Raw genomic sequence first — 24,653 nt, forward strand, 5'->3', positions numbered from 1 at the left:
CCTGCCGCCCCTGCCAGGCCTGCGATGAAACTGTCGATAAAGACTTTCTTGGCGGCACCGTCCCAGGTCACGTTGTTGCCCGCCAGATGCTCGCCTAGCTGGCCCGCGCTGGATTTCAGCGCCTCGGTGCTGGCAGCGGCAATGGCGTGGGCCTTGGCGGGCGACATGCCCTTGGTCGCCACCAGCCGTGCGGTCATGTAGGTTTCGACCACGGCAAAGGAGACCTCACGCACCACTTCCAGCTTCCAGATGATGGCGCCAGCGGTGCTAATGCGTTCGTCGATGAATTTCTTGAAGGCCTTGCCGCCCTTGTTATAGGCCTTGGTCGCCTTGACGTCCTGTTTGTAGACCTTTTTCCAGTCCGGTTTCTTCTTGCTGGTCAGGGTCTTCATCAAGCTCGCTTCCGAGCGCGCGTTCAGGATCGCGGTCCAGGGCGGGTCGGTCTTGTCGTTGACCATGCTGACGGCAAACTCGGTCAGCGCGTTCAGGAAGGTCTCGTTGCCCTGGCGGGTCTTTTCCACGTCATTGCAGAAATCGACCCAGGATTCGGCCTGGCCGTACATCATTTCGGCTTTGGCCAGCAGCTGGCGGCGCAATTTCTCCTGCCCGGCCTCGAACTCAGCCACGGTAATCAGCTTGGTCTTGCCATTCTCAACAACCTCGACCCGTTCGATCTTGGCATCAGCGGACACCTGGGCGGCCAGTTTGGGCAGGCCTGCGTTCCAGGTCCGCATGCCGGGATCGACAATGCCGTCGGGCTTCCTGAACCCCAGCTTCTTTTTCTGGAAATCGCGGATGGTGCTGATCAGCCCGGCATCGCATTTGGTGCTGATGTCGACGGGGTAGCCGTTTGCCTTGAGCATCAGGCGCACAAGTTCGACATCTGCCGGGGCATTCTTGACCGGTTTGAATTTGCTTTCGCCGGTTTTCGGGTCCGGCTTGGTAATCCGTTTTTTGTCGCCAACAGGGGCGGAAAGCTTGAGAGCCATGAGTTTGCTCCAACCAATTAACTACTGGTTCAAGCCTGCCACGGCACCGGCCGTGCGTCGCGGGGGATTTGGAATAGACATTCCCCCTTTAAATCGGGGGCGCCGGTACCCACATATCACGTGTATGTGAGGTGCTTCCCTGACGCAGGAAAGCACCCGTTTCGATTGGTTCAGGGCGATTGGTATCAGGCTGCCTGAGACTTGAACCGTGCGGTTGCCGGGTCAGCATTATACCGGGCCGCAATCTCCCCCGCCTTCATTGTCAGGTCATTGACGCAATCGATGATGTACTGCGCCTTCTCCTCCTCCATCAGGTAGGAGAAGTTGAGCCGCACCCAGCCGGGTTTCTTCATCTCTTCGCCTGCCTGCAGGTCGGCAAAGAGGGTTTCCGATTCCGGCTGGCTGATGCCCAGCAGGCGGTGCGCGTAAGGACCCGCACAGGCACAGCCGCCGCGGGCCTGGATGCCATAGACATCGCTGAGCATACGGGTGAACAACTGCTGATGCACCGGGTTGCCGGCCGCATCCCTGACCAGAAAGGAGAAGATCGGCAGCCGGTGCGCGTTGCGGTGGCCGAGGATGCGCAAACGCGGATTGGCGGACCAGCCGTCCCAGGCCATCTGCGCGAACCTGGCTTCGCGGGCTTCGATCTGCTCTTGACCCACGGCTTCCTTGACCAGGAACGCCAGGGCTGCGCGGATGTCGCCGATCACGTTGGGGGTGCCGGCCTCCTCTCGGGCGGCCAGATCCTGGCTGTATTCATGCCGCCAGGGAGAAACAAAGCTGACGGTGCCGCCACCGGGCCAGGACGGGCAACGGCGGCGCACCACGGACTGGTTGACGACCAGCACGCCAGAGGCGCCGGGGCCGCCCGGAAATTTATGCGGCGAGACAACGACGGCATCTTTGCGGGCTGCCCCGTTGCCGCCCATGTCGACCGGCAGGTAGGGACCGCCGCCGGCGTAATCCCAGACCGACAGCGCGCCGTGTTCGCGCAGCAGGCGGCTGATGGGATCGGGGTCAGTCACAATGCCTGTGACGTTGGAAGCGGCAGAGAAGCTGCCGATTTTCAGATCGCTGTCCGCGTGCTGTTTCAGCGCCAATTCCAGCACCGCCAGATCCGGGCCGCCTTCTGCAGCCTCCGGGATTTCCACCACCTCGGCCTTGCTTTCGCGCCAGGGCAGGATGTTCGAGTGGTGCTCATACGGGCCGATGAAGACAACCGGGCGGGCGGCCTCGTTCACACCGAACAGGCTGACCAGGCGGTTGAGGCCCGCAGTGGCGCCGGAGCCGGTAAAGATCACTGCATCCTCTGCGGTGGCGCCTGTGATGCGGGCAATCTCAGCGCGCGCCTCACGGCGCAGGCGGGTCATCTGGGTGCCGCAGTAAGAGGCTTCGGTATGGGAGTTGGCGTAGAAGGGCAGCACCTGTCCGGCCACGAAATCCTCCACCTGGCGCAGGGCGCGGCCAGAGGCGACATAGTCAGCATAGACCAGCGGCACCTCGCCATCGAGGCCAGGGATCATCACCCCGTCGCCAATCACACTGCGGCCAAGGGTGCCGTCCTGTGCGGCTTGCTGGATTGTCTGTTTGAATGCTGCCAGGGTCATGTCGCGCCTCCGAATTCTGTTGAGGCATCATGAACGGAAATTGGCGCGTAAACTTTATCAATTAATGAGTGGATAGCGTAACTTTTGTGTCATATGATCGCACTATGAGCAAGAATGCAGATAAGATTGACCGCGCCATTTTGCGTGCCCTGCAACAGGATGCCAGCTTGTCCCAGCGGGAGCTGGCCGATCAGGTGGGGCTGTCGCAGAATGCCTGCTGGCGGCGGCTGAAGGCGCTGAACGAAAGCGGGCTGTTGAAGGGCTCCACCGCGCGGCTGGACCGCAAGCAGCTGGGGCTGGATCTGGTGGTGTTTGTGCTCTTGCGCACCCGGCATCATTCAGCGGACTGGCTGCAGAAATTCCGCCGCCACGTGCTGACCATCCCGGAAGTGGTGGATTTCCACCGCATCGGCGGCGACTACGACTACCAGCTGAAAGTGGTGACCGAGGACATGGCCAGCTATGACAAGGTCTACCAGCGGCTGATCGCAGGCGTGGAGCTGGACAGCGTTACATCCTACTTTGCGATGGAAGCCATCGCTGAGGGGCGCCCGCTGCCCTTGTGAGGATGCTGGCAGGGGATGCGCGCCCCTGCCCCGCAGTCTTGACTGTCAGTGCCCGAAGGCGCTGTCTTTCATCCATTTCGGCCGCTTGCCGTCGGGGCCCATCCGCATGTGCAGGCAGGCGGTGCCCAAACGCTGGAAATAGAGGATGTCAACCGGGTACCAGCCGGCCGAGGGCACCTCGACCTGGGTCACGATTGTGCTGTCGCAGGACTGGCGGCCGTCAAACTCGCCCACCACCTGGCCGCCGATTTTCGCCAGAATGCCATCGTTGGTCAGGAAGTCGATGTTGTGCACGCCCGGCGTGTCCAGTTTCACGTAGCCGGTGATCCGCGCCGCCACATGCATCGGCCGCTTGGCTGTCAGCGTGTTCTGCCCTTCTTCGGTATCGCGGTTGTCCAGCCCGGCAATCGGGCGGCCCGGTTCGCTGCTGATTTTCAAGGCAGATGAGGCTTCGGCCAGGGATTTTACGTCTTGCGGGTAGGCATAGACCACCGCAAGGCCTGGCTTAACGCCGGAAGGCTGCGGGTTTGCAGGTGTGAGTTTCAGAGGTGCGGCGCCAACTGCCGCTGCCGCCATGGTAAGCGCTGCAATGGCAGCTGCTTTCATCAAGATCTTCATTGGTCACTCCCTGTTGTTTTTGGAACAGGATAGACCCAATGGCCTTACCGAGCCACAGCTTTTGGATGCCACCGCCCGCGAAATCCGGCTCCGAGGGAGTTCGAATGAAAAAGGGCTGCCCAAGAGGACAGCCCTTCCGCCAGATGCCCCAGTGGGCAGCGGGCTTAGTTCTTGGCGTAGAATTCGACGACCAGGTTCGGTTCCATCACAACCGGGTACGGCACGTCGCCCAGGCCGGGGGTGCGCACGAATGTTGCGGTCATCTTGGAGTGGTCGGCTTCGATGTAATCCGGCACGTCGCGCTCAGCCAGCTGGGTGGCTTCCAGAAGCGCAACCATCTGCTTGGACTTGTCGCGGACCTCGATCACGTCGCCCTCTTTCACACGGTAGGAGGGAATGTTCACGCGCTTGCCGTTCACGGTCACGTGGCCGTGGTTCACAAACTGGCGGGCAGCAAAGACGGTTGCCACGAACTTGGCGCGGTAGACGACGGCGTCCAGGCGGCGCTCGAGCAGGCCGATCAGGTTTTCACCGGTGTCGCCGGTCACACGCACGGCTTCGCCGTAGATGCGGCGGAACTGCTTTTCGGTCAGGTCGCCGTAGTAGCCCTTGAGCTTCTGCTTGGCGCGCAGCTGGATGCCGAAGTCGGACAGCTTGCCCTTGCGGCGCTGGCCGTGCTGGCCCGGGCCGTAGTCGCGGCGGTTGACCGGGGACTTCGGACGGCCCCAGATGTTTTCGCCCATGCGGCGGTCGATTTTGTACTTGGCAGACGTGCGTTTGGTCACGGCTGATCTCCTTCTTGTGTTTCGAAGGGCGTTGTCCTCTTGCCTTACGGCATGACAGGGATCCCCTTGCGGGGGCCACCAACACCAATGAAGCCGCGCTTATATAGGGGGATGGGGCAGAGTCAACACGGTGAAAGCGCGTTCTGCAGGAAATCTGCATCGAACCCCGGCCTTGGCCGAAAATAACATCCGGACCTTGCCAGATAAGGGACTCAGGCAGCTTCGTGGCCCAGAATCGCGGCCTCGGACGCGCTTAGATTGCGGCGGGCGTGGGCGCCGTATGACAGCGGATTGCGCTCCAGCCCGGGCTGCAGGCGGAACAGGCGCGCCCGGTCGGTTTCGCTGAGAGCAGTCAGCGATGCATTGGAAGGGTGGAAACTCTCGGTCTCGACGCCATTGGCCCAGAGAACCTGGTGATCAGCCAGCATCAGGTGGATATAGGTGATTTCGCGCACAGATGTATCTGGCTGGATGGTGGTGCCGTTGACCAGATCGCTGGCCGCAACCAGTACCTCAGGAGTGTTGAACAGGGCCTGCACACGGGCCCCGCGCAGCAGCATCCGGTGATCGGGGGAGACCAGCAATTCCTGCTCTGGCCGGTCGATGCCCAAGGCACCGGCATGGAGGCGGACCGGACGTAGCCGCGGCATCACGAACAGCCGAGCACCGCTGATCCGGCGCGAACCGATCCAGAGGATTTCCTGAGCGCCGTTGTCGCGGGTCTGGACCTTTTCACCTTCGCGCAGCTGCTCCACCCGTTTCGGGCCGCCTGGGGTTGCGATCAAGGTTCCCGGTGTAAAGCAGATCACGCCGCTTTCGCCCTGAGGCCGGTCTGTGCAAATAGTGCCCAGCGAATGATGCACCACCCACAGGTCAGTGCCGCGCGGCGGCAATTCATCCACGAACATCAGCAGCGGGCGCTGGCCCGGACCGACCTCGATAAGGGTGACGGTGTAGCTTTGCACGCCGTTGGTCACGACAAAGCTGCTGTCCATCAGCGGCTCGTCGACCTCAATGGCGTCCACATCGGTGCGATTCTGCACTGCGGCCCCCACCAGCCGGCGCACCGACCGGGCTGCCCGGCGGCGCAATTCTGCCTCGCCGTTTGCCATATCCAGCCGCAACACATCCACCGGGCCGTCCACCCGCACAGCATCGCCGTGCCAGGACCAGGCCGCTCCCACATCCAGAGCGTCCACCGGAGCGGCCGGAAGGCCGTCGATTTCTGTTTGCGACCAGGAAACAACAAACGTGCCACGAAAGCCCGTTTTCATCTGCCTGTATGCCTGCTTCAATTCTTTATTATTAACGAAACGTTAACAAAGACCTTTGTCTCCGGAAACAGTGAAGCGTGTAAAATGCTTGTGAGCGTGCCCTTTACGCACCATTCTTCATCCGGTTGCAGTTGCCCTTAGGGCATACAATTTTTAGGGAACAAGGCGATGCCAGGCGCCCCGGCACCGGAAACAGGCGCTTCAGCACGCCGGGCCATAGCTGGTGCGCAAGGATTCCGCCGCCTGCCGGACCACCTCGGCCACCTGCATCAGCTGCCGCGCCAGCGGATTGCTGCGGCGCCAGATCATGCCGATGGTGCGCGAGGGCTGCGGGTCGCGGAAACGGGAAACCGTCACCACTGCAGACCGGGTTTCCACCGGCACTGCCATCTCGGGGATCAGCGTTACTCCGATCCCGGCGCTGACCATCTGCACCAGCGTCGACAGGGAGCTGCCATCCAGCAGTTCCCGCGGGGCAGCGGATTGCATGTTGCAGAAAGACAGCGCCTGGTCGCGGAAGCAATGCCCCTCCTCCAGCAGCAGAAGGCGCATCTCACGCAGGCCGTCCGGGCCAGGAACCGGGGTGCCGGCATCTTCGCCGGGACGCACCAGGACAAAGTCCTCCGAAAACAGCGGCACTTCCTCATAGGAGGGCTCGGACACCGGCAGCGCCACGATAGCGGTGTCCAAGCGCCCCTCCCCCAGTTCCTCCAGCAACTTGGGCGTCACAGTTTCACGAACACGGATGTCGGCCTCGGGGTATTGGCGGGTGAGCGTGCCCACGATGGAGGGCAGCAGATAGGGCGCGATGGTGGGAATCACCCCGATGCGCAGCCGCCCTGCCAGCCCGTCGCGCGAGGCCCGTGCCAGCTCGCCCAGTTCATCCACCGAGCGCAGGATGCCGCGCACCCGGGCGGCCAGATCCTCGCCGAGGCTGGTGAGCCGCACCTGCCGCGCACCGCGCTCCACCAGCTGCACCCCCAGCGCCTCCTCCAACTCCTTGATCTGAACAGACAAAGCCGGCTGCGACACGGCGCATGCGTCTGCTGCGCGGCCGAAATGGCGGTGCTGGGCCAGCGCCTCGAAATAGCGCATCTGGCGGAGGGTTACGTTTATCATAGGAATTTATTATCAGAGCGATGAATAAATGCAACTTATCCCAATGATATTTCCCTGCTAGCCTCATCTTCAGAAAGACAGGGAGACCCGGCAATGGCTGCCCGCACCCCGCCTGCATTTCCAGGCGGCGCACATGCTGGCAGTTTGGTTACGGAACGCTTCCGCCTCATCGCAGTTGACCTATTTGAAGCCACGATCGGAGATGGAAATGGACGGAAATACCCCCGCAGGAAAATGCCCGGTGATGCACGGCGCAGCGCTGAATACCGACGCCGGCGGCACCTCGAACCAGGATTGGTGGCCGAACCAGCTGAACCTGAAGATCCTTCACCAGCATTCCCCCAAGTCGAACCCGATGGGAGCGGATTTCAACTATGCCGAAGAGTTCAAGACGCTTGACCTGGAGGCGGTGAAGAAAGACCTGTTTGCGCTGATGACCGACAGCCAGGAATGGTGGCCGGCCGACTATGGCCATTACGGCGGCCTGTTCATCCGTATGGCCTGGCATAGTGCCGGCACCTACCGCACCGCCGACGGGCGCGGCGGCGGCGGGACTGGCAACCAGCGGTTTGCGCCTGTGAACTCCTGGCCGGACAACGGCAACCTGGACAAGGCGCGCCGCCTGCTGTGGCCGGTCAAGCAGAAGTACGGCAACAAGATCTCCTGGGCGGATCTGATGATCCTGGCAGGCAACTGCGCCATTGAATCGATGGGCGGGCCGGTGTTCGGCTTTGGCGGCGGCCGCGAGGATATCTGGGCGCCGGAGGAAGACATCTACTGGGGCACCGAAACTGAATGGCTGGGCGACCAGCGCTACTCTGGCGACCGTGATCTGGAGAACCCGCTGGCCGCGGTGCAGATGGGCCTGATATATGTGAACCCGGAAGGGCCGAACGGCAACCCGGACCCGGTGGCGTCAGGCTTTGACGTCCGCGACACCTTTGCGCGGATGGGCATGAACGACGAGGAAACCGTGGCGCTGGTGGCGGGCGGCCACACCTTCGGCAAGGCGCATGGCGCGGGCGACCCGGATCTGGTGGGTGCCGAGCCGGAGGGCGGCGCAATGGAGCAAATGGGCTTTGGCTGGGCCAATACGCATGGCACCGGCAAGGGCGGCGACGCGACCACCTCGGGCATCGAAGGGGCCTGGAAGCCGAACCCGACCACCTGGGACATGGGTTATTTCGACGTGCTGTTCGGCTATGAGTGGAAGCTGGTCAAAAGCCCAGCGGGAGCCCAACAGTGGCAGGCGCAGGACGTGAAGCCCGAACACATGGTGGTGGATGCCCATGACCCCAGCAAAAAACATGCGCCGATGATGACCACCGCCGACATGTCGCTGCGGATGGACCCGGAATACGAGAAGATCTCGCGCGATTTCCACGCCAACCCGGAAAAATTCGCCGATGCTTTTGCCCGCGCCTGGTTTAAGCTGTGCCACCGCGACATGGGGCCGAAGTCGCGCTATCTGGGGGCGGATGTGCCTGCGGAAGACTTGATCTGGCAGGATCCGGTGCCAGCGGTTGATCACGCCTTGGTGGATGCGCAGGATGTCTCGCAACTGAAGGCAGCAATCCTTGATACCGGGCTTTCGGTTCCGGAACTGGTTTCAACGGCCTGGGCCTCGGCCTCGACCTTCCGCGGCTCCGACATGCGCGGCGGGGCCAATGGCGGCCGCATCCGGATGGCGCCGCAGAAGGACTGGGAGGTCAACGAGCCTGCCAAGCTGGCAAAGGTGCTGAAGGCGCTGGAGCAAGTGCAGAGCGAGTTCAACGCCAGCGCTTCGGGCGGCAAGAAGGTGTCCATGGCCGATCTGATCGTGCTGGCGGGCAGCGCTGCTGTCGAGGAGGCTGCCAAGGCGGCAGGCCACCCTGTCGATGTGCCCTTCACACCGGGCCGCACCGATGCCGCCCAGGAGCAGACCGACGTCGAGGGTTTCGCGGTGCTGGAGCCGGAGGCCGATGGCTTCCGCAACTACCAGAAGGCGGAGTACAGCGTCCCGGCCGAGAAGATGCTGGTGGACCGGGCGCAGCTCTTGACCCTGGGTGCGCCGGAAATGACCGCGCTGGTTGGCGGGCTGCGGGTGCTGGGCGCCAATCACGGCGGTTCCAAGCATGGCGTTTTCACCGACCGTGCCGGCGTGCTGAGCACCGATTTTTTCACCGGCGTCACCGATATGGGGGTGGAATGGAAACCGGCTGGCGACGGCACCTATGAGGGCCGCGACCGGGCCAGCGGTGCGGTCAAATGGACCGGCACCCGTGCGGACCTGGTGTTCGGCTCCAACTCGCAGCTGCGGGCACTGGCAGAGGTCTATGCTCAGGATGACGGCGCCGCGGCCTTTGTCCGCGACTTTGTTGCGGCCTGGGTCAAGGTGATGAACGCCGACCGGTTCGACCTGGCGGGCTAAGCGTCCCCTCGGCAAGAGACAGAGACGCCCCGGATTTCCGGGGCGTTTTTTTTTGTGCACGGTTTTTTCCCGCCCGCTGCTGCACGGGCAGAAAAAAAGCCGGAGGATTTCTCCCCCGGCTTCCCTGCCCCATCCGGAGCTTTTCGGTGACGGCCGGGCAAACGCGGCAGCGCTGCCCGGTGTCTGTTTCTTACTCGGCCGGAGCCGCAGCTTTTTCACGCTGGCCGTCGCGGAACAGCGCCTTGGCCAGAGAAATGCACATCAGGCCCATTACCATGGTGAAGGGCAACGCGCCGATGATCATCGCGCTTTTCAGCGCCTCCATCGGATCTGCGCCGCCGTTCTGCTTTCCTGCGAACAGTAGGGTGCCAATCACTGCGGTCAGGATCAGGCCCCAAACGATCTTGTGCTTGTTGCCGATGTTCTGGTCGCCGCCGGACATGATGGTGTTCATCACCAGGATGCCGGAGTCTGCCGAGGTGACCAGGAAGGTCATGATCAGCACTACGCACATGATGGTGATGCCGGACAGCAGGCCGCCGTCGATCATGCTTTGCAGGGTCACGAACAGCTTGGCAGTATTGGAGGCACCGATGATGGCGCCATCGGCCGCGCCGTTCAATTCCAGGTCAATGGCGGTGCCGCCCAGGATGGTCATCCAGGCAAAGCAGACCAGTGCCGGTGCGATCACACAGCCGAGGATGAACTCACGCACCGAACGGCCGCGGGAAATCCGTGCCAGGAACAGGCCCACGAAAGGCGAGAACGCGATCCACCAGGCCCAGTAGAAGGTGGTCCAGCCAGCCTGCCAGCCAAACTGGCGCTGTGCTTCACCGGCTGCATAGGTTGCGGCCAGAACGTCGTCGGACAGAGCTGCCGCTTCACCTTCCAGACCGGATTTGAAGCCATCGAAGGAGCCCCAGGCATTGGTTGCACCGCCGCGCAGCGCGTCGGCGTAAGGTGCAGCCTCTGCCGGCAGGGCTGCTGCGAAGTCAGCCGGCGACTGCGGGCCGTAGGCGCCGAAGCTCAGCGAGGTGAAGTGCAGGATGTAGTCCACGAAGGCCGACGCATAGGTGGTCATGGCGAACATGAAGGAGCCGAAGACCACGAAGGTCAGCAGCAGGATGATCGACAGAACCAGGTTCAGGTTCGACAGATACTTCACGCCGCGGCCCACGCCGGAGACAGCCGAGATGATCGACAGGCCCATGATGGCGAACAGGCCGGCCAGCAGGCCAACGGTGCCCGGAGCAGGCGCGTCGCCGCTCATGTCCATCATCCATTCCATGCCGGTGATCGCATAGACGCCGTCCACGAACTGGGAAACGCCGAAGCCGATAGTCACGGACACACCCAGGATGGTAGCAACAACACCCAGCACGTCAACGACGTGGCCAGCGAAGCCGTTCATCAGCTTGCCAAACAGCGGCGTCAGCGCGGTGCGGATGGTCAGCGGCATGTCGCGGGTATAGGCGTAGTAGGCCAGCGACAGGCCGGTCACCACATAGATCGCCCAGGCGTGGAAGCCGTAGTGCAGGAACGTGTAGCGGAAGCCGGACTGGATGGCTTCTTCGGTGTTGCCGGTCACTTCCTGAGCCAGGACCACCGGGTTGGAACCCCAGAGGCCCAGCGGTTCAGCGGTTGCGAAGACCATCAGGCCCACGCCCAGACCGGCACCGAACATCATCGAGAACCAGGAGAAATCCGAGAACTCCTTGCCCTGGCCCGGTCCCCCCATGATCCGTTTACCGGTTTGCGGCAATGCGGCGACCACAAACAGGAAAAAGGCGAAGAAACCGACGATGACGATGTAGAAGGCGTTGAAATCCTCAAGGATCCGCCAGTTGAGGCTGCCCAGAACGCCCGTGGCGTTTGCCGGCCAGACCAGTGCCCAGAGAACCAGGGCGACCATGATCCCCTTGCTGAGCAAGGCGATCTCGACGCTGTGCCCCTTATAGAAGCCATCGTCGGAGGTCTTGATCTCCAGATCCGTAAAAGGTTGCTTTATTGACATGCGTTTCCTCCCGTTTCGCACGTGCCGCACCGGGGTGCGGATTGTCCGGCGGTTCGCGCAACCGCCGGTATCTGGCGTCAGCCCAGCAGGGCTTCGATCCTTGCCAGCGTTGCAACGCTGACAGCGACGCCGTCCTGACGGGCTTGCAAGCGTTTTGCCCGCCGCCCGTCTCCGGGCAGATGTGCGCCGTCTTGGCTGCGCACCGCTTCCACGATCCCGGCCATTCCAGCACCAAAAGCGTCATTTGCTGTCGCACCCGGGTCGATTGCGATGAACATCTGGCCGGTTTTCGGCGGCCCGCCTGCGGTGCCGGAAAACGGCGATGCGTTGATGCCGAGGGTGGCACCGGTCAGCGCGGCGGCCATGATTTCGGTGAGCAGTGCCACGCCCACGCCCTTGTAGCCGCCCGAAGGCGCCATCGAGCCCTTGAGGCCCGCATCCGGATCGGTGGTCGGATTGCCGTCAGCGTCCAGCGCCCAGCCCAGCGGAATCTCCCTGCCCTCGCGGGCGTGTTTCATCACTTCGCTTTTGGCGATGGTGCTGGCGCTCTGGTCGATCAGCAGCTCCGGCTCGCCATCCGCACCCGGCACAGCAACCGAGAATGGATTGGTGCCAACCACCGGTTTCTTGCCGCCCGAGGGCGCAATCGACGCCGGCGCGTTGGTAAAGCCCAGCCCCACCAGCCCGGCGCGGGCCAGACGGGCGGTGTGGTAGCCCAGAACCCCGCAGTTGTAGCTGTTGCGGATGGCCAGAACCGCAACGCCCTGTTCCTTGGCCGCGGGGATCAGCGCCTCAAAACCCTGATCAATGGCGGAATGGGCAAAGCCGGTGGCGGCATCCACCGCCACGACGCCAGGACGCGGGCGGGACAGCACCGGAGCCGCCTGCCCGTCCACCTTGCCGCATTGCACATGCTCTGCGTAGATCGGGATATAGGCCAGGCCGTGGCTGGCCACGCCATCGGCCTCGGTCGCGGCAGTGGCAACCGCCAGCGGACGGGCGTTTGCCTCGGACGTGCCTGCGGCCACCAGGGCACGGAAAGCGATATCCTCGATCTCGGCAAGGGTCAGGGTTTTGGTTTCGGTCATATCGGTGCCTCTTCAGTCGTTGTCCGACAGCCCGGCGCCGGCGCCAAGACGGCGCGACTCCTCGGTGGCCGGAGCGTAGGTTTTATGGGCAAAGCGGTTCAGGACGGCCCAGGCCGCCTCCTCCGGTTCGGCCCGGGTGCAGGTCGGGTATGGGTTTGACAGGCTGCCTGCCGCGCGGATGGTCAGCCGGGCCGCCTCGTTCGGCAGTGTGCCTTCGCATTGCAGCCCGGTTCCGTCGGTGACGGCCTGAAAGCCTTCGCCTTCTACCGTGACACAGACAGCAAGCCGGCGTGCGGCCATCGCAGCAAAGGGCAGGATCATTGCGGGCTGAGAAACCGGCCCGATGGCAAGCGGTGCAGCTTGCAGCCTGGCGGCGCAATCTGAGAGCGCCGCGCCGGTGACCAGCGGGCAGAGCGGTGCTGCCGCCTGCCACTCGGCTTGCAGGCCCTGCGGCACATGGGCGGACAAGTCCACGGCGTATCCCGCCTCCAGCAGACCGGCCAGCACATCGGAGCCGTCCAGCCCTTGCGCACAGAGCCAGCGGGTGGCCTTGGCGGCTTCCTCTGCCAGGCCCCAGTCATATCCAGCACCGCGGGCGGCGCGTTTGGCGGTGGCTTCGACTTCGTTCAGCGCATAGCTCATTGCTCTGCCTCCGGATAAACCCACAGGTCAGCGTTGGCGGCGGTCAGGTCCTCCGGGTACGGCGCGCCTGCATACATGCAGATCCGCACCCAACGGTCGGAACGCGGGTCGAAATGGGTCGCCCCGAAGAACGAAAGTTTCGCCCGCAGCATGTCGATCGGCAGCACCCGGTCGCTGATGGTATTGCTGCGGATTTCGCCATAAGGCGCAACCAGGCTCATCTGCGCGCGGCGCACAGTGTGGCGGTGTTCCGGATGGCGCAGCAGGAAGGCTGCGATGGGTTCATCGGCATTCCAACCTGCCAGCGCTGCATGGGCCGCGGCGGCGTCGCGTGCCGGGGCCAGCGGCTGCTCGTATTCGGCAATCGGTTCGTCGAAGCGTTCGCCCATGCGCGGCTCCAGTTTCTCCTCCGAGACATACCAGGCGCGGGCGCAGTTTTCGCGCGCAGACCAGTCCAGATCCAGCGCCCAGCCAAAGCTGTCCTTCAGCAGCTCCCGCACCTGCGCAACCGGCATGGCGCCATCGATGATGAAAGCATCCTTGTTGGCGTCGGCCATGCAGTCGGACAGCCCGTCCACCAGCTCGGCATAGGGTTCCAGGATCAGCGAAGCCGCCAATTCCTGCCCTTCAAGGCTCAGCTCCGTCTCGCTCCAGCGGATCAAACGGTCCCAGGGTTTATCGTTGAGCAGATCATCTGAGGCGACCCATGCGGCCAAGGCCTCAAGGTCCCTATGCAGGCATGCCAGCTTCTCGATCTGCACGGGATGTTCGGAGTGCCAGCGTGTCGCCGACAGCTCACTCCGCCGCAGCATGCGGCGGAAAGAGGCGGCTTCCTCAGCGGTGGCGGTCTCGACCGAGCGCACCCGGGCAATCGCCTCCTCCCGCGCCATGATCCAATTGTTGAACAGCACCGGGTGGTTGACGATGTAGGGCGCCATGCCCAGGCCGGTGGAATTGCCGATACCCAGCCGTCGCGCGGTTTCGGGTGCCAGCCGTACCGCGTTTTCGCCACCCTTGGCTCGCGCCATATGCTCCACCAAATCGCGCACAAAGACGCGGGTCAGATAGACCGACAGCATCTCCGCCTGGAACGGCGCGTTAAGCTCAGAGCGATCCGCGATGGCCTCGCGGTCGGCGGCGCCCAGCTTACCGGAGCCGTAGACGGCGGTGGTGCGCATCAGGTAGCCGACCGCGTCCACCTGCGCGGGGTCCGGCTGGCGGCCCTGCGACAGCGCATCAACGAAATGCGCCCAGAGGCGCACCGAGCGGTTCGCGCGGGAGACCGACAGGGACTTCTCGTTAACCCGGCCGGCCTCCTGATACGGGACGTTTTTGGACAGGCGTTCAATATCCGCTTCCGTGGGCACCCCATCGAACAGGGTGAAGGTTGCATCCCATGCGGTGGCGATCACCCGGTCCGAACGCATCTCCGGCGGCAGGTCATGGGCAAAGGCAATCAGGGAATAGGTCCGCGCAGGGCCGGTAGCGGTATAAACCGCCACGCCGACCCCCTTGGCATCGATATCGAACTTGGGGCGCGCAAAGCTCCAGTTTTCCCGGGCCATGCGGCGTGTCAGCACCCGCATGAAGCTGAGGCGGCACTGGTGCAATGAGCCAAGCCGGCTGAGGCGCATGACCTGCGCCGGGTCCCGTCGTGATATCGTTGTCTGCGCGGTTGTTTCCATGACCTATCCCTTTGGGCCAAAGTTTTCGGCAAAGAACCGGTACCAGTTCCCGCCCATGATGCCGCTGACCTCGTCATCGTTCATGCCCGTCGCGCGAAGGCCTTCTTCGATGTTTCCAAAGTCGCGGTTGTCCTTGAACCAGCTTGGCATTTCCGGGAAGCCCGGCGCGGCGGCTGATCCTTCGCCGTAGTCGATCTCTTTCGTCCAGCGGCCGACCCGCATCCATTCAACGATGCTGTCGGGCTGGTCCTGGCAAAGATCGGTGCCGATCCCGAGATGCTCCACCCCGTATTTCTCGGCGGTGCGTGCGATCATCTCGCAGAAGCTTTGCAAGGTGCAGTTAGATTTATCTTTCAGATGGTGCGGATAGACCGAGAAGCCCAGCATGCCGCCGTGGCCGGTCACCGCGCGGATCACGTCGTCCTTCTTGTTGCGCAGCGCGGGCGACCACTCATGCGGATTGGCATGGGTGATGGCAATTGGACGGGTGGAAATCTCGGCAGCCTCAATGGTGGAGCGGTCGGCGGAGTGGCTCATGTCCACCACCAGGCCAACCCGGTTCATCTCCTTGATGACCTGCTTGCCCATGCGGGTGATCCCCATGTCCTCAGCCTCGTAACAGCCGGTCGCCAGCAGCGACTGGTTATTGTAGGTGAGCTGCATGAAGCGGGCTCCGAGCGTGTGCAGGATCTCGACCAAGCCGATGTCATCCTCCATCGGCGAGGGGTTCTGGAAGCCGAAGAACACCGCGGTGCGGCCGGTTTCGCGGGCCTTGTCAATGTCAGAGGCCCACTGCCCCTTCATGATCAGATCCGGGTACTGCTCGAACCAGCGGTTCCATTTCTCGAAGTTCAGGACCGTCTCGCGGAAGGTCTCGTGATAGGCAATGGTAACATGGATCGCGTCCACGCCGCCCTCGCGCAGCTGGCGGAAGATTTTCCCGGACCAGTTGGCATATTGCAGGCAGTCGATACGGTATCCGGTCATTCAAGCACCTCGGTTATCAAAGTCGCGCACCCGGCCCTAGGCGGCGGGCAGGATGCGCCCGCCACAGGGGAAACAAGGAGGGCGGGCGCTTCCGCAAACTGGCAGGCCGGTCTTCGGCGCGGCCAGGATTTCAGTCTCAGACCGGCTTGCCGGCGCTGATGTAGGCGGTCTTAACGGTGGTGTAGAATTCCGCCGCCGCCTTGCCCTGCTCGCGCGGGCCATAAGAGCTGTCGCCACGGCCGCCGAACGGGACGTGGTAGTCGGTGCCTGCGGTCGGAAGGTTGACGGTCACCACACCGGTGCGCGCGTTGCGGCGGAAATGGGTGGCGCGGGCCAGCGACTGGGTGACGATGCCGGAGGTCAGGCCGAAATTGGTGTCGTTCACCACCGACAGCGCCTCGTCATAACTGCCGACCTTGATAACGCTGGTCAGCGGCGCGAACATTTCCTCGCGGTTGATGCGCATGTCGTTGGTGGTGTTCAGGAACACGCCCGGCGACATGTAGAAACCCTCGTGCGGCATCTCCAGGCGCTGGCCGCCGCATGCCAGCTCCGCACCTTCGGATTTGCCAAGGTCGGCATAGGCCAGGTTCTCGTTCAGCTGCTGCTCGCTGACCACCGGGCCCATCTGCACGCCCGCTTCCAGCGCGTGGCCCACTTTCATCGCCTGCGCACCCGCCACCAGTTTTTCAACAAAGGCGTCGTGCACGGCTGCGTGGACCACGAGCCGGGAGGAAGCGGTGCATTTCTGGCCGGTGCCACCAAAGGCGCCGCCCAGCGCCAGGGTGACGGCCAGGTCCAGGTCGGCGTCGTCCATCACGGCCAGCGCGTTTTTGGAGCCCATCTCCATCTGCACCTTGGTCAGGTTCTGGATCGCGGCAGCAGCGATGCCCTTGCCCACCGGCACCGAGCCGGTGAAGGAAATGGCGTTCACCTTGGGGCTTTCGACCAGACGCTGGCCGATCGAACGGCCGGAGCCCATCACCAGCGAGAACAGGCCCTTGGGGATGTCCTGACGCTCGATGATCTCGGTCAGGGCCACGGCGGACGCCGGGGTGATGTTCGCGGGTTTCCACACCACTGCGTTGCCGTAGCAGAGCGCCGGCGCGATTTTCCAAGACGCGGTTGCGGTCGGGAAGTTCCAGGGGGAGATGATTGCCACCACGCCCACGGCCTCGCGGCGCACGTCCACTTCGATGTCGGGGCGAACTGAGTCGGCGTTTTCACCGATCTGGCGCAGGCATTCGGCGGCGTAATAGGTGAAGAACTGGCCGGCGCGGTAAACCTCGCCCTTGCCCTCGGCCAGCGGCTTGCCTTCTTCGCGGCTCAGCAGCGTGCCCAGTTCCTCGGCGCGGGCCATCAGCTCATTGCCGATGTTCATCAGCACCGCCTGCTTGCGCTCCAGGCCGTAGGCGGCCCATTCGGCTTGGGCGATCTGCGCCTGATCCAGGGTCGCTTCCAGCTGATCGGAGCTGGCCTGGGCAAACATGCCGACCAGATCGCTCAGATCCGAAGGGTTGCGGTTTTCGATTTCGCTTTCGCCCGCCAGCCATTCGCCGGCAATCAGGTTCAGTTTGGTCACGGAGAAGCCCCAGATGCTGAATTTCAGGTTTGCAGCAGGATGGACTCCACCAACAGCATCAGTCAAACTCAATAAACTGTAAAGAACTTCAGGATTTTTGAAGCATGGCATTGAAAATCGAAATGCTGCGCGCCTTCTGCACTGTGGCCCAGACCGGCAACTTGTCCGAGGCCGCCAACCGGCTGGGCCGGACCCAATCCGCCGTTTCAATGACGCTGAAGCAGATGGAGGAGCATCTGGGCAAACGGCTGTTCGAGGGCGAGCGCAAAAACCAGCTATCGCCTTTGGGCGCGCAGGTTTTTGAACTGGCCCAGCAGCAGGTCCGGCGTTTCGACCAAACCGTGCAAAGCATCGAATTGGCGGCAGAAGCAGCCCACGGCCTGTTGCAGATCGTGTCGGTTCCATCGGTTGCGGCACTGGTTTTCCCGGCAGTGCTGGAGCACATGACGGCACGGCATCCGGGCCTCAAGGTGGAACTGCGCGACACCGACACCCAGGAGGTGCTGGATGCACTGGCGGAGGGAAAGGCCGATATCGGCATCGCCTCCGGCTATCATCCGCTGAATGGCGTCAGGGCCGTGCCTCTGTTCGAGGACCGCTTTGGCTTGGTCTGTTCCACCGATCATCCGCTGTACCAGCAGGAGGCTGCCCCTACCATTGCTGATGTGATCGGTGCATCCTTTGTCCGCAACGCCCTATGCAGCCTGATCCGTAACGAGCGCTTCGTGGAGGCCAGCAGTAATGCCGACGTGACGATCCACAACACCCATTCGCTCATCACCATGGTCCGGACCGGAAAATGGGTCACGGTTCTGCCACAGACAGTTGCCCGGTTCATGCCGGAGGCCACTGCCTTCCGCCCGATTGCCGATCTTCCCGACAAGCGGGAGGTTTACTTGTACCAGCGCGAACGGTCCCGCTTTTCCGCATTGACAGAGGAGTGCTGCGCCTTCATTCAGTCCTGCGACCTTTCCGGCGAGCTAAGCTGAAAAATCCGGCATGGCTGGGCGCCAGTCCCCCTGATGTCTCAGGCCAATTGGAAGGACAGAAAGGGACCCGCGCCCTCGGCATCCTGGACCCAGCGTGCTTGGATGCCGAAAATCTCAGATACGGTTTCCGGAGCCAATGCCTGGCTGGGTGCGCCGCAGGCCACCAGGCGCCCGTGTGACAGCACCGCCACACGGTCGCAAGTCAGGGCCTGGTTCAGGTCATGCAGGGCCACCACGGTTGTCACCTGCAGGTTCCGGATGCAGTTCAGGATGGACAGCTGGTGGTGGATGTCCAGATGGTTTGTCGGCTCATCCAGCAGCAGAAGCCCCGGCCGTTGCGCAAGGGCGCGGGCAATGTGCAGCCGTTGCCGTTCGCCGCCGGACAAAGTGGCCCATTCGCGGCGCGCGAAGCCCTCCATTTCCACCGTATGCAGCGCCTTGTCCACCAGCTGGGTGTCTTCGCTGCTCCAGGGTTTCAGCGCCGACAGCCAGGGGGTGCGGCCCAGCTCGACGACGGACTGTGCGGTGATGCGCTCAGCCGTGTCGGCCTGCTGTTCGACAATGGCGATCCGCTGGGCGATCTCCCGGCGGGTCAGCCGGGCCAGCGGTTGGTCCTCCAGCAGCACTTCGCCATGCGAGGGTTTGGCCAGGCCCGACAGCAGCCGCATCAGGGTTGATTTGCCGGAGCCGTTCGGGCCCACCAGCGCCAGCGTCTCACCCGGCTGCACCGCCAGCGAGACGTCCTGCAGCAGAGTTTTGCCGCGCACTGAGAAAGACAGGTTGCGGGCTTCGATCCTCATCTCGCAGTCCTTTGCCCGCGCACCAGGATCACCGCAAAGGACGGCGCCCCGATCAGGGCGGTGACCACCCCGATGGGAAGCACCTGGCCGGGGATGATGATGCGGGATACGATATCGGCGGCGATCAGGAACACGGCGCCAGTCAGCGCCGCTGCTGGCATCAGCCTGCGGTGGCCGGGGCCTACCAGGAACCGTGCCGCATGCGGGATCACCAGGCCGACAAAGCCGATGGAGCCGACGATCGACACCATCACCGCGGTCATCAGCGCGGTGGCAAAAATCAGAACCACCTGCACCCGCCGGACCGGGATGCCAAGCGAAGCGGCGGAATCGCTGCCAAAGGTGAAGGCGTCCAGAGCACGGGCATGAAAGCGGCAGATCATCCAGCCCGCCAGCGCCAGCGGCACCGCCAGCCACACATCCGGCCAGCGCACGCCGCTGAGGTTGCCCATCAGCCAGAACATGATGCCGCGGGCCTGATCCGCATTGGCGGATTTGGCGATAATGAAAGCGGTCAGCGCATTGAATAGCTGCGAGCCGGCAATGCCCGCTAACACGATCTGCGCCGCTGCGGCGCGGTTGCCCCCTGCCCCGGCGGCCCGCGCCAGAATGGCGACAAAGCCAAACGCCAGCAGCGCGCCGTTAAAGGCACCAAAGGACAGTGACAGGGCACCGCCGCCAAGACCTGCAATGGTGACCGCCACCGCCCCGGTCGAGGCACCGGCCGATATGCCCAGAATGTAAGGGTCCGCCAGCGCGTTGCGCAGCAAGGCCTGCAGCACTACACCCGCAACCGCAAGCGCCGCCCCGCAGGCTGCAGCCACCAGCGCCCGCGGCAGCCGGTAGCTCCAGATGATGCCCTGATCCACCGGGTCCACCGGCAGGCCCGCCCCGGCCAGCTTGTTGGCCAAAACGGACAAGACAAGGTCAGGCGCAAGCGAGGTTTCCCCGATCATTGCGCCTGCCAGAACCGCCGCGGCCAGCACCGGCAGGGCAAGGCAAGCGCCCCGGATGCCCTGCCAGGCCAGTACGGCGGCTGCACTCATGCGCCGTTGCCGATCGCGCTGAGTTCTTCCGCCAGGTCTTCCAGCGCCGGGATGGCGCGGATGGTGGCGTCCATCGCCTGGGCGTCCATCACCACGATGCGGTTGTTTTTAACCGCATCCATCTGGCTGGCGACCGGGTCATTGCGCAGGAACTCCAGCTTCTTCTCGTAGTCATCAGCGGCAAAGCGGCGGCGGTCCATACGGGCAATCACGATCACCGTCGGGTTGGCTTTCGCGATGGTCTCCCAGCCGACGGTCGGCCATTCCTCGTCGGTCTCAATGACATTTTTCAGGCCCAGCTGCTGCATCATGTAGCCCGGTGCGCCCTTCTGGCCGGCCACGAACGGGTCGCTTTCCATCTCGGGCGAGGAGAACCAGAACACAGCTGAGGCGTCGTCCAGCGCAACCTCTTGCGCCTTGGCCACAGCCGCGGCCTCACGAGCCTTGTAGTCGGCGACCAGCTCAGCGCCTTTTTCTGCCTCGCCGAAGATCGCCGCCAATTCCTCAATGCCCTGATAGAGGCTGTCGGTGGTGAACATCTCGGTCCGGGTGCCGTCGCCGCCGGTGGTGTTGTCCTTGCCGACGCAGTCCGCGGGCATCACATAGGTCGGGATACCAAGATCATGAAACTGCTCGCGCTTGGCGACGATGCCTTCGGGGCCGATATGCCACTCATACTGGGCAGCCACCAGGCCCGGGCGCTTGGCCACAACGCTTTCAAAGCTTGGGTCATTGTCGGCCAGGCGCTCAACCTTGTCGTTCAGTGCGGCGTACTCGGGCAGAACATCGTTGAACCAGACCGAGGTGCCCAGCACCTTGCCACCCAGACCCAGCGCATAAAGTACCTCTGTTGCGGCTTGGCCAACGGTCACGGAGGACGCAACCGGTGCCTCGAAAGTGACGGTTTCACCGCAGTTTTGAATAGTCAGCGGAAAGTTTTCGCTGGCTGCTGCGGCCTGAGCTGCCGCAACGAATGAAAGGCCCATGAGGCCGGAACGCAGAAACATGATCTTCGATCTCCATGTGTCAATGACCGGAGAACGGGTGAAGGGCATTGACCAGCAAGGCGGAGGGTTTCCCCTTCTTGCGGCGCCAGGAACGGGCGACGCATCTAGCCGGCAACCTCCCCGGACAACCCCGTCCGGTGTGTTTCGGTTTTCACCGGCAGGTCTCCTGACTGGCGGGTCACTGTCTGTCCCGTCTTCCCGGACCCTTCAGGCCCAGTGACACGATGGGACAGCACTCGCCGCCTACAGTTGCGGGGGCAGTTCCGTTTGGCGCCAGGCGGCACCGCGGATTCCCTCTTAGCCCTTACGGGACCGGTAAAGCGCGGGTAGCGCATCACTTCTCTTGCGGCAAGAAAAACTTCGTCGGTCAGCAGAATTCTTCGGGTCTAGTCATGCAACTCCACGCTCCGTGCAGGCATCGACCCAGGACCCGCGGCAGTTAATTGCAGAATCCGAAGGCGCAGAGCGCTCTAGGCCGCCTTGAAGCACCGGTCCACCAATGCGTTCGTATCCAGGATCAAAATCGACTCGAACCTGCCGTCTGGCGTTTTGTGCTGCAGGCACCCGGATACATCCTCAGCAATGCTCTTGGAGGTATTCTGCTGGTCCAAGGGCTTCAGTTCAGCCACGCGGTTCTCCGTCGTGATGATTATTTCATCGACAGTGTCCACGAGGATTCCAAACTTTTGCGCGTCATGCTTGAAAATCAGCACTTTCTGATCGCGGCCGGACCCGGGCGGCAGCCCATACAGCACCCGTGGATTGAAAAGGGTGATAAGCTCTCCCCGCAAATTCAGGATGCCTTCGACGAAGCTCAGTGAAAACGGCGGTTCGAGCAGGTCCAAAGGACGGTTGATCACTTCGCTGACTTCAGAAGTGTCGAGGGCGAACCGTTTCTCGAAAGTGAACTTGATAAATGTGCGCCTTGCCGCGCGGGCTTCCAGTTCAGCGGCCTCTTCTTCCGATTTCTCGGGTGGAAAAATCTCCTGGCAGGCTTTGGCCGCAGCCACAAAACTTGGCTCCTGCAAGAGCTTTGCCGGATCAAGCATCATGACAATTTGGTTGTTCTTATCCAGCAGACACCCGTTCACAAGATCACCGCGCGGCAGGGCCAGTTTGGCAAAGGGCAAAACTTCATCCTCGAAATAGGGCAGGATGCTGTCGATGGAAAAGACCATGAGCCCGACCGGCCCTTCTGCGGTGTCGATGATCAGCATTCTGCGCTCCTTGGGGATCGTGGCCCCAAGCACAAATTTTGCACTATCTCCCATGAAGCCGCGGAAATCTATGACGGGCAGAATAACGCCGCGCAGATTTGCAGTGCCGATCACATTGCCACCCGCCAGCAGCGACTGTTCCAGCTTGGGAACGGTTCTGACCTCCTTTACAAACCTCAGGTCAATGGCGCAGGTCGTGTGGCCGGTTTGAAACGAAACGCAGGCGAGCTTTTTGCCTCTGCTGAGTTTGACCGTTTCCTGTCCGGGGCCGTTGTCAGCCCGCGGCAGTTTTTCCAGGTTCAGCAGTTCGTGCGGGTCTAGGACCTGAACCAGCCTTTCGCCGTCATTGAATTTCAAAACCCCGTCGATAACAACATCCTTGATGCCGTCGCCATTAGGGCGGAAATCGACCCGCGCCACGCCTTTTCCGTTCAAGACTTCACCCGTTCTGTCGAAAAGAAGGCCAATGCAGTGTTCGCCATGTTCGACAATTGCAACCTTGCGCGATAGCGCGCGCTCAATAGCCGGAAACTCAAGCAGGCTGCGCAAATCGATCACCGGAACAATCATGCCCCTTAGGTTGAAAAGCCCCAGCATGTAGGACGGCGCAAGCGGCACAGGTGAAATCTCATCCGGTTCATTCACGATCTCCTGGAGCGCCGAGACGGAGATTGCAAACTCGCTGTCGTCGATCAGGAATGAACCGTATTTGTCCGGCTTCCCCCGCTTTGCCCGCACATTGTGCGGCTGGGTCGGTTCTTTCTGAGGAACACTGCTGTCCCCAACTCCAACCGCTGGGCAGCCTGCCAGATCGCTAGCCGAAGATTGCGCGCCAAGGATCAGCGGGTTTGAAGTCTCCGGTTTCATGATTGTCCCCCCAGGCGCGGAATCGCTTTGACTGTGAATTCGCCGCTGCTGCAATCGATGGTCACCTGCCGCCCCTGCATGCCGCCGACATCCTCGTGGATGTTGCGGACGCCGGCGTCCCGCAGCGACCGGTAGGCAGAGCGGGCGTTGATGCTGCCGACAAGACGCGCAGGATCCGTATCTGCCGGCATCGTCATGTTGGCACCGCCAACGACAATCGCCTGGAGTTTGCGCAGCTCCTTGCCCGACACCTCCATCAGGGACTGCAGCGATCTAACAGCCTGGTCCACATGCCTGCCGCATATTGCATCAGAGCTGTCCGGGGACTTGGCAAGCAGGCAATGTGCCAGCCCATAAATCCCCTTGGCCGGGTACAGCAGCCCCAAGCCGATGCAGGAGCCGAGGATCGCATTCAGCGACTGCCCGGCCCGGCCGGTTTTCACCTGGCCGATCTGCACGTGGATTTTCTGGATGTCATTTACGCACATGGGCTGCCTACCCTGGCAGAGGGCCGGTAGATGATCGGCGCCACTTGTTCAAAGCCGGTACGGAGATTGTTCAGCGTCTCGCTTTCTCCAATGAACAGGACGCCATCCGGCTTGATCAAGTCCCGCACATTCTGAAGGATCTTCTCCTGGTCTTCGCCAGTGAAATAGATCAGCACGTTGCGCAGGAACACCACGTCAAACGGACTGGTGCTGCCAAGCCTTTCCAGCAGGTTATGCAGCTTGAACTTCAGGCGGGCCCGGATCTGCGGCACAGCCTTGTAGCCTTCTGCATCGCTGCCCTTCATGTGGCTGGCAAACAGTGCAGGCTGGTCGCGGCGGAAGCGGGCGATCGCGCGGCCATTGTAAACGCCGGTTTGCGCCACTTCCAAGACCCGGGAGGACACATCGGTGCCCAGCACGGAATAGTCGAAGCCCGGTTTCTGCAGCCGCTGCTGCTCCAGAATTGTGCCGATGGTATGAGCCTCCTCCCCCGTCGATGCCGCAGCCGACCAGGCCCGCATCCTGAGGTTCTCCCCCCGTGCCTGAAACTCCGGCAGGAAGACGTCCTGGAAATAATCCCAGACCCGCGGCGTGCGGTAAAAGTAAGTCTCGTTGGTGGTCACCCGGTTTGTCAGTTCCTGCATCTCCGCAGGGTCGGCGGCGAGCCGGGAGATATAAGATGCGAAGCTCGGTTCTTCGACTTCGCGCAGCCGCCGCCGCAGGCGGCTGACCAGCATTGTCTTGCGGGTCTCGCCGATGGTTATTCCGGTACTCCTGTGAACGATGGTGCGGAGTTTTGCAAAGTCTCCATCGCTCATGGTGATGTCGGTGTCAGGTTTTCTCATGCCCTGTCCTTTCGCCGGTGCACTC

At 62.6% G+C, this 24,653-nt stretch carries 20 protein-coding genes, 1 pseudogene and 1 riboswitch; of the genes and pseudogenes, 3 read left to right on the forward strand and 18 right to left on the reverse strand.

Features of this window, described 5'->3' with window-relative positions; translation table 11 throughout:
* Together GC1_RS19205 and GC1_RS19210 are read right to left on the reverse strand one after the other, a co-directional pair.
* Positions 1 to 989, reverse strand: a pseudogene (locus GC1_RS19205) (peptidoglycan-binding protein); the annotation flags it as partial.
* 185 nt (positions 990 to 1,174) lie between these two features.
* Positions 1,175 to 2,599, reverse strand: coding sequence for an aminotransferase class V-fold PLP-dependent enzyme (locus GC1_RS19210; protein WP_019297860.1), 1,425 nt, complete (start codon positions 2,597 to 2,599; stop codon positions 1,175 to 1,177).
* Between the two features lie 104 nt (positions 2,600 to 2,703).
* Between GC1_RS19210 and GC1_RS19215 the strand changes: the two genes are divergently transcribed.
* Entirely contained in the window at positions 2,704 to 3,165 is a 462-nt protein-coding gene (locus GC1_RS19215) for an Lrp/AsnC family transcriptional regulator (protein ID WP_019297861.1), read from the forward strand.
* A gap of 45 nt (positions 3,166 to 3,210) precedes the next feature.
* On the opposite strand, the gene GC1_RS19220 is transcribed toward GC1_RS19215, so the two are convergent.
* From GC1_RS19220 to GC1_RS19235, 4 genes are all read right to left on the reverse strand, one after another.
* The gene (locus GC1_RS19220; protein WP_019297862.1) at positions 3,211 to 3,783 is read right to left on the reverse strand and encodes a PA14 domain-containing protein; all 573 of its coding nucleotides are present in this window, start codon (positions 3,781 to 3,783) and stop codon (positions 3,211 to 3,213) included.
* A gap of 164 nt (positions 3,784 to 3,947) precedes the next feature.
* A complete protein-coding gene (rpsD, locus tag GC1_RS19225) occupies positions 3,948 to 4,568 on the reverse strand; it encodes a 30S ribosomal protein S4 (RefSeq protein WP_019297863.1) in 621 nt (206 codons plus the stop codon).
* A 212-nt stretch (positions 4,569 to 4,780) separates the two neighbouring features.
* On the reverse strand, positions 4,781 to 5,842 hold the full coding sequence (locus GC1_RS19230; protein WP_019297864.1) for a Hint domain-containing protein: 1,062 nt from the start codon (positions 5,840 to 5,842) through the stop codon (positions 4,781 to 4,783).
* A gap of 201 nt (positions 5,843 to 6,043) precedes the next feature.
* Entirely contained in the window at positions 6,044 to 6,961 is a 918-nt protein-coding gene (locus GC1_RS19235) for a LysR substrate-binding domain-containing protein (protein WP_019297865.1), read from the reverse strand.
* 208 nt (positions 6,962 to 7,169) lie between these two features.
* Here GC1_RS19235 and katG point away from each other — a divergent pair, with 208 nt between their 5' ends.
* Positions 7,170 to 9,371 (forward strand): catalase/peroxidase HPI, encoded by a 2,202-nt coding sequence (gene katG, locus GC1_RS19240; RefSeq protein WP_029204985.1) that lies wholly within the window; start codon positions 7,170 to 7,172, stop codon positions 9,369 to 9,371.
* 190 nt (positions 9,372 to 9,561) lie between these two features.
* Here katG and GC1_RS19245 read toward each other — a convergent pair whose 3' ends face one another.
* The 6 genes from GC1_RS19245 to GC1_RS19270 form a co-directional block, all read right to left on the reverse strand.
* Positions 9,562 to 11,385 carry a BCCT family transporter gene (locus tag GC1_RS19245; protein ID WP_019297867.1) on the reverse strand — a complete coding sequence of 608 codons (1,824 nt, stop codon included), beginning with the start codon at positions 11,383 to 11,385 and terminating at the stop codon, positions 9,562 to 9,564.
* A gap of 77 nt (positions 11,386 to 11,462) precedes the next feature.
* Complete coding sequence (locus GC1_RS19250) at positions 11,463 to 12,473, reverse strand: Ldh family oxidoreductase (RefSeq protein ID WP_019297868.1); 1,011 nt, start codon at positions 12,471 to 12,473, stop codon at positions 11,463 to 11,465.
* 12 nt (positions 12,474 to 12,485) lie between these two features.
* A complete protein-coding gene (locus tag GC1_RS19255; RefSeq protein ID WP_019297869.1) occupies positions 12,486 to 13,115 on the reverse strand; it encodes a DUF3726 domain-containing protein in 630 nt (209 codons plus the stop codon).
* A complete protein-coding gene (locus GC1_RS19260) occupies positions 13,112 to 14,800 on the reverse strand; it encodes a hypothetical protein (protein WP_019297870.1) in 1,689 nt (562 codons plus the stop codon). The genes GC1_RS19255 and GC1_RS19260 overlap by 4 nt, the downstream gene beginning before the upstream one ends.
* A gap of 3 nt (positions 14,801 to 14,803) precedes the next feature.
* Positions 14,804 to 15,787 (reverse strand): membrane dipeptidase, encoded by a 984-nt coding sequence (locus tag GC1_RS19265; RefSeq protein ID WP_019297871.1) that lies wholly within the window; start codon positions 15,785 to 15,787, stop codon positions 14,804 to 14,806.
* Positions 15,788 to 15,923: 136 nt separating this feature from the next.
* A complete protein-coding gene (locus GC1_RS19270; protein WP_029204986.1) occupies positions 15,924 to 17,369 on the reverse strand; it encodes an aldehyde dehydrogenase family protein in 1,446 nt (481 codons plus the stop codon).
* Between the two features lie 104 nt (positions 17,370 to 17,473).
* Here GC1_RS19270 and GC1_RS19275 point away from each other — a divergent pair, with 104 nt between their 5' ends.
* On the forward strand, positions 17,474 to 18,358 hold the full coding sequence (locus GC1_RS19275; RefSeq protein WP_019297873.1) for a LysR family transcriptional regulator: 885 nt from the start codon (positions 17,474 to 17,476) through the stop codon (positions 18,356 to 18,358).
* 38 nt (positions 18,359 to 18,396) lie between these two features.
* On the opposite strand, the gene GC1_RS19280 is transcribed toward GC1_RS19275, so the two are convergent.
* The 6 genes from GC1_RS19280 to GC1_RS19305 all read right to left on the reverse strand — a co-directional run bounded on the left by GC1_RS19280 (position 18,397) and on the right by GC1_RS19305 (position 24,628).
* The gene (locus GC1_RS19280) at positions 18,397 to 19,158 is read right to left on the reverse strand and encodes an ABC transporter ATP-binding protein (protein WP_019297874.1); all 762 of its coding nucleotides are present in this window, start codon (positions 19,156 to 19,158) and stop codon (positions 18,397 to 18,399) included.
* On the reverse strand, positions 19,155 to 20,204 hold the full coding sequence (locus GC1_RS19285; RefSeq protein ID WP_019297875.1) for a FecCD family ABC transporter permease: 1,050 nt from the start codon (positions 20,202 to 20,204) through the stop codon (positions 19,155 to 19,157). Before GC1_RS19285 ends, GC1_RS19280 begins: the two co-directional genes overlap by 4 nt.
* A complete protein-coding gene (locus GC1_RS19290) occupies positions 20,201 to 21,211 on the reverse strand; it encodes an ABC transporter substrate-binding protein (RefSeq protein WP_019297876.1) in 1,011 nt (336 codons plus the stop codon). The genes GC1_RS19285 and GC1_RS19290 overlap by 4 nt, the downstream gene beginning before the upstream one ends.
* A 139-nt stretch (positions 21,212 to 21,350) precedes the next feature.
* Positions 21,351 to 21,543: riboswitch (cobalamin riboswitch) on the reverse strand.
* Between the two features lie 138 nt (positions 21,544 to 21,681).
* On the reverse strand, positions 21,682 to 23,295 hold the full coding sequence (locus GC1_RS19295; RefSeq protein ID WP_019297877.1) for a chemotaxis protein CheW: 1,614 nt from the start codon (positions 23,293 to 23,295) through the stop codon (positions 21,682 to 21,684).
* The gene (locus GC1_RS19300; RefSeq protein ID WP_019297878.1) at positions 23,292 to 23,783 is read right to left on the reverse strand and encodes a chemotaxis protein CheD; all 492 of its coding nucleotides are present in this window, start codon (positions 23,781 to 23,783) and stop codon (positions 23,292 to 23,294) included. The genes GC1_RS19295 and GC1_RS19300 overlap by 4 nt, the downstream gene beginning before the upstream one ends.
* On the reverse strand, positions 23,774 to 24,628 hold the full coding sequence (locus tag GC1_RS19305; RefSeq protein ID WP_019297879.1) for a CheR family methyltransferase: 855 nt from the start codon (positions 24,626 to 24,628) through the stop codon (positions 23,774 to 23,776). The genes GC1_RS19300 and GC1_RS19305 overlap by 10 nt, the downstream gene beginning before the upstream one ends.
* Between the last annotated feature and the right edge of the window lie 25 nt (positions 24,629 to 24,653).

It is taken from the genome of Leisingera sp. ANG1, assembly GCF_000203975.2.
GTDB lineage: Bacteria > Pseudomonadota > Alphaproteobacteria > Rhodobacterales > Rhodobacteraceae > Leisingera.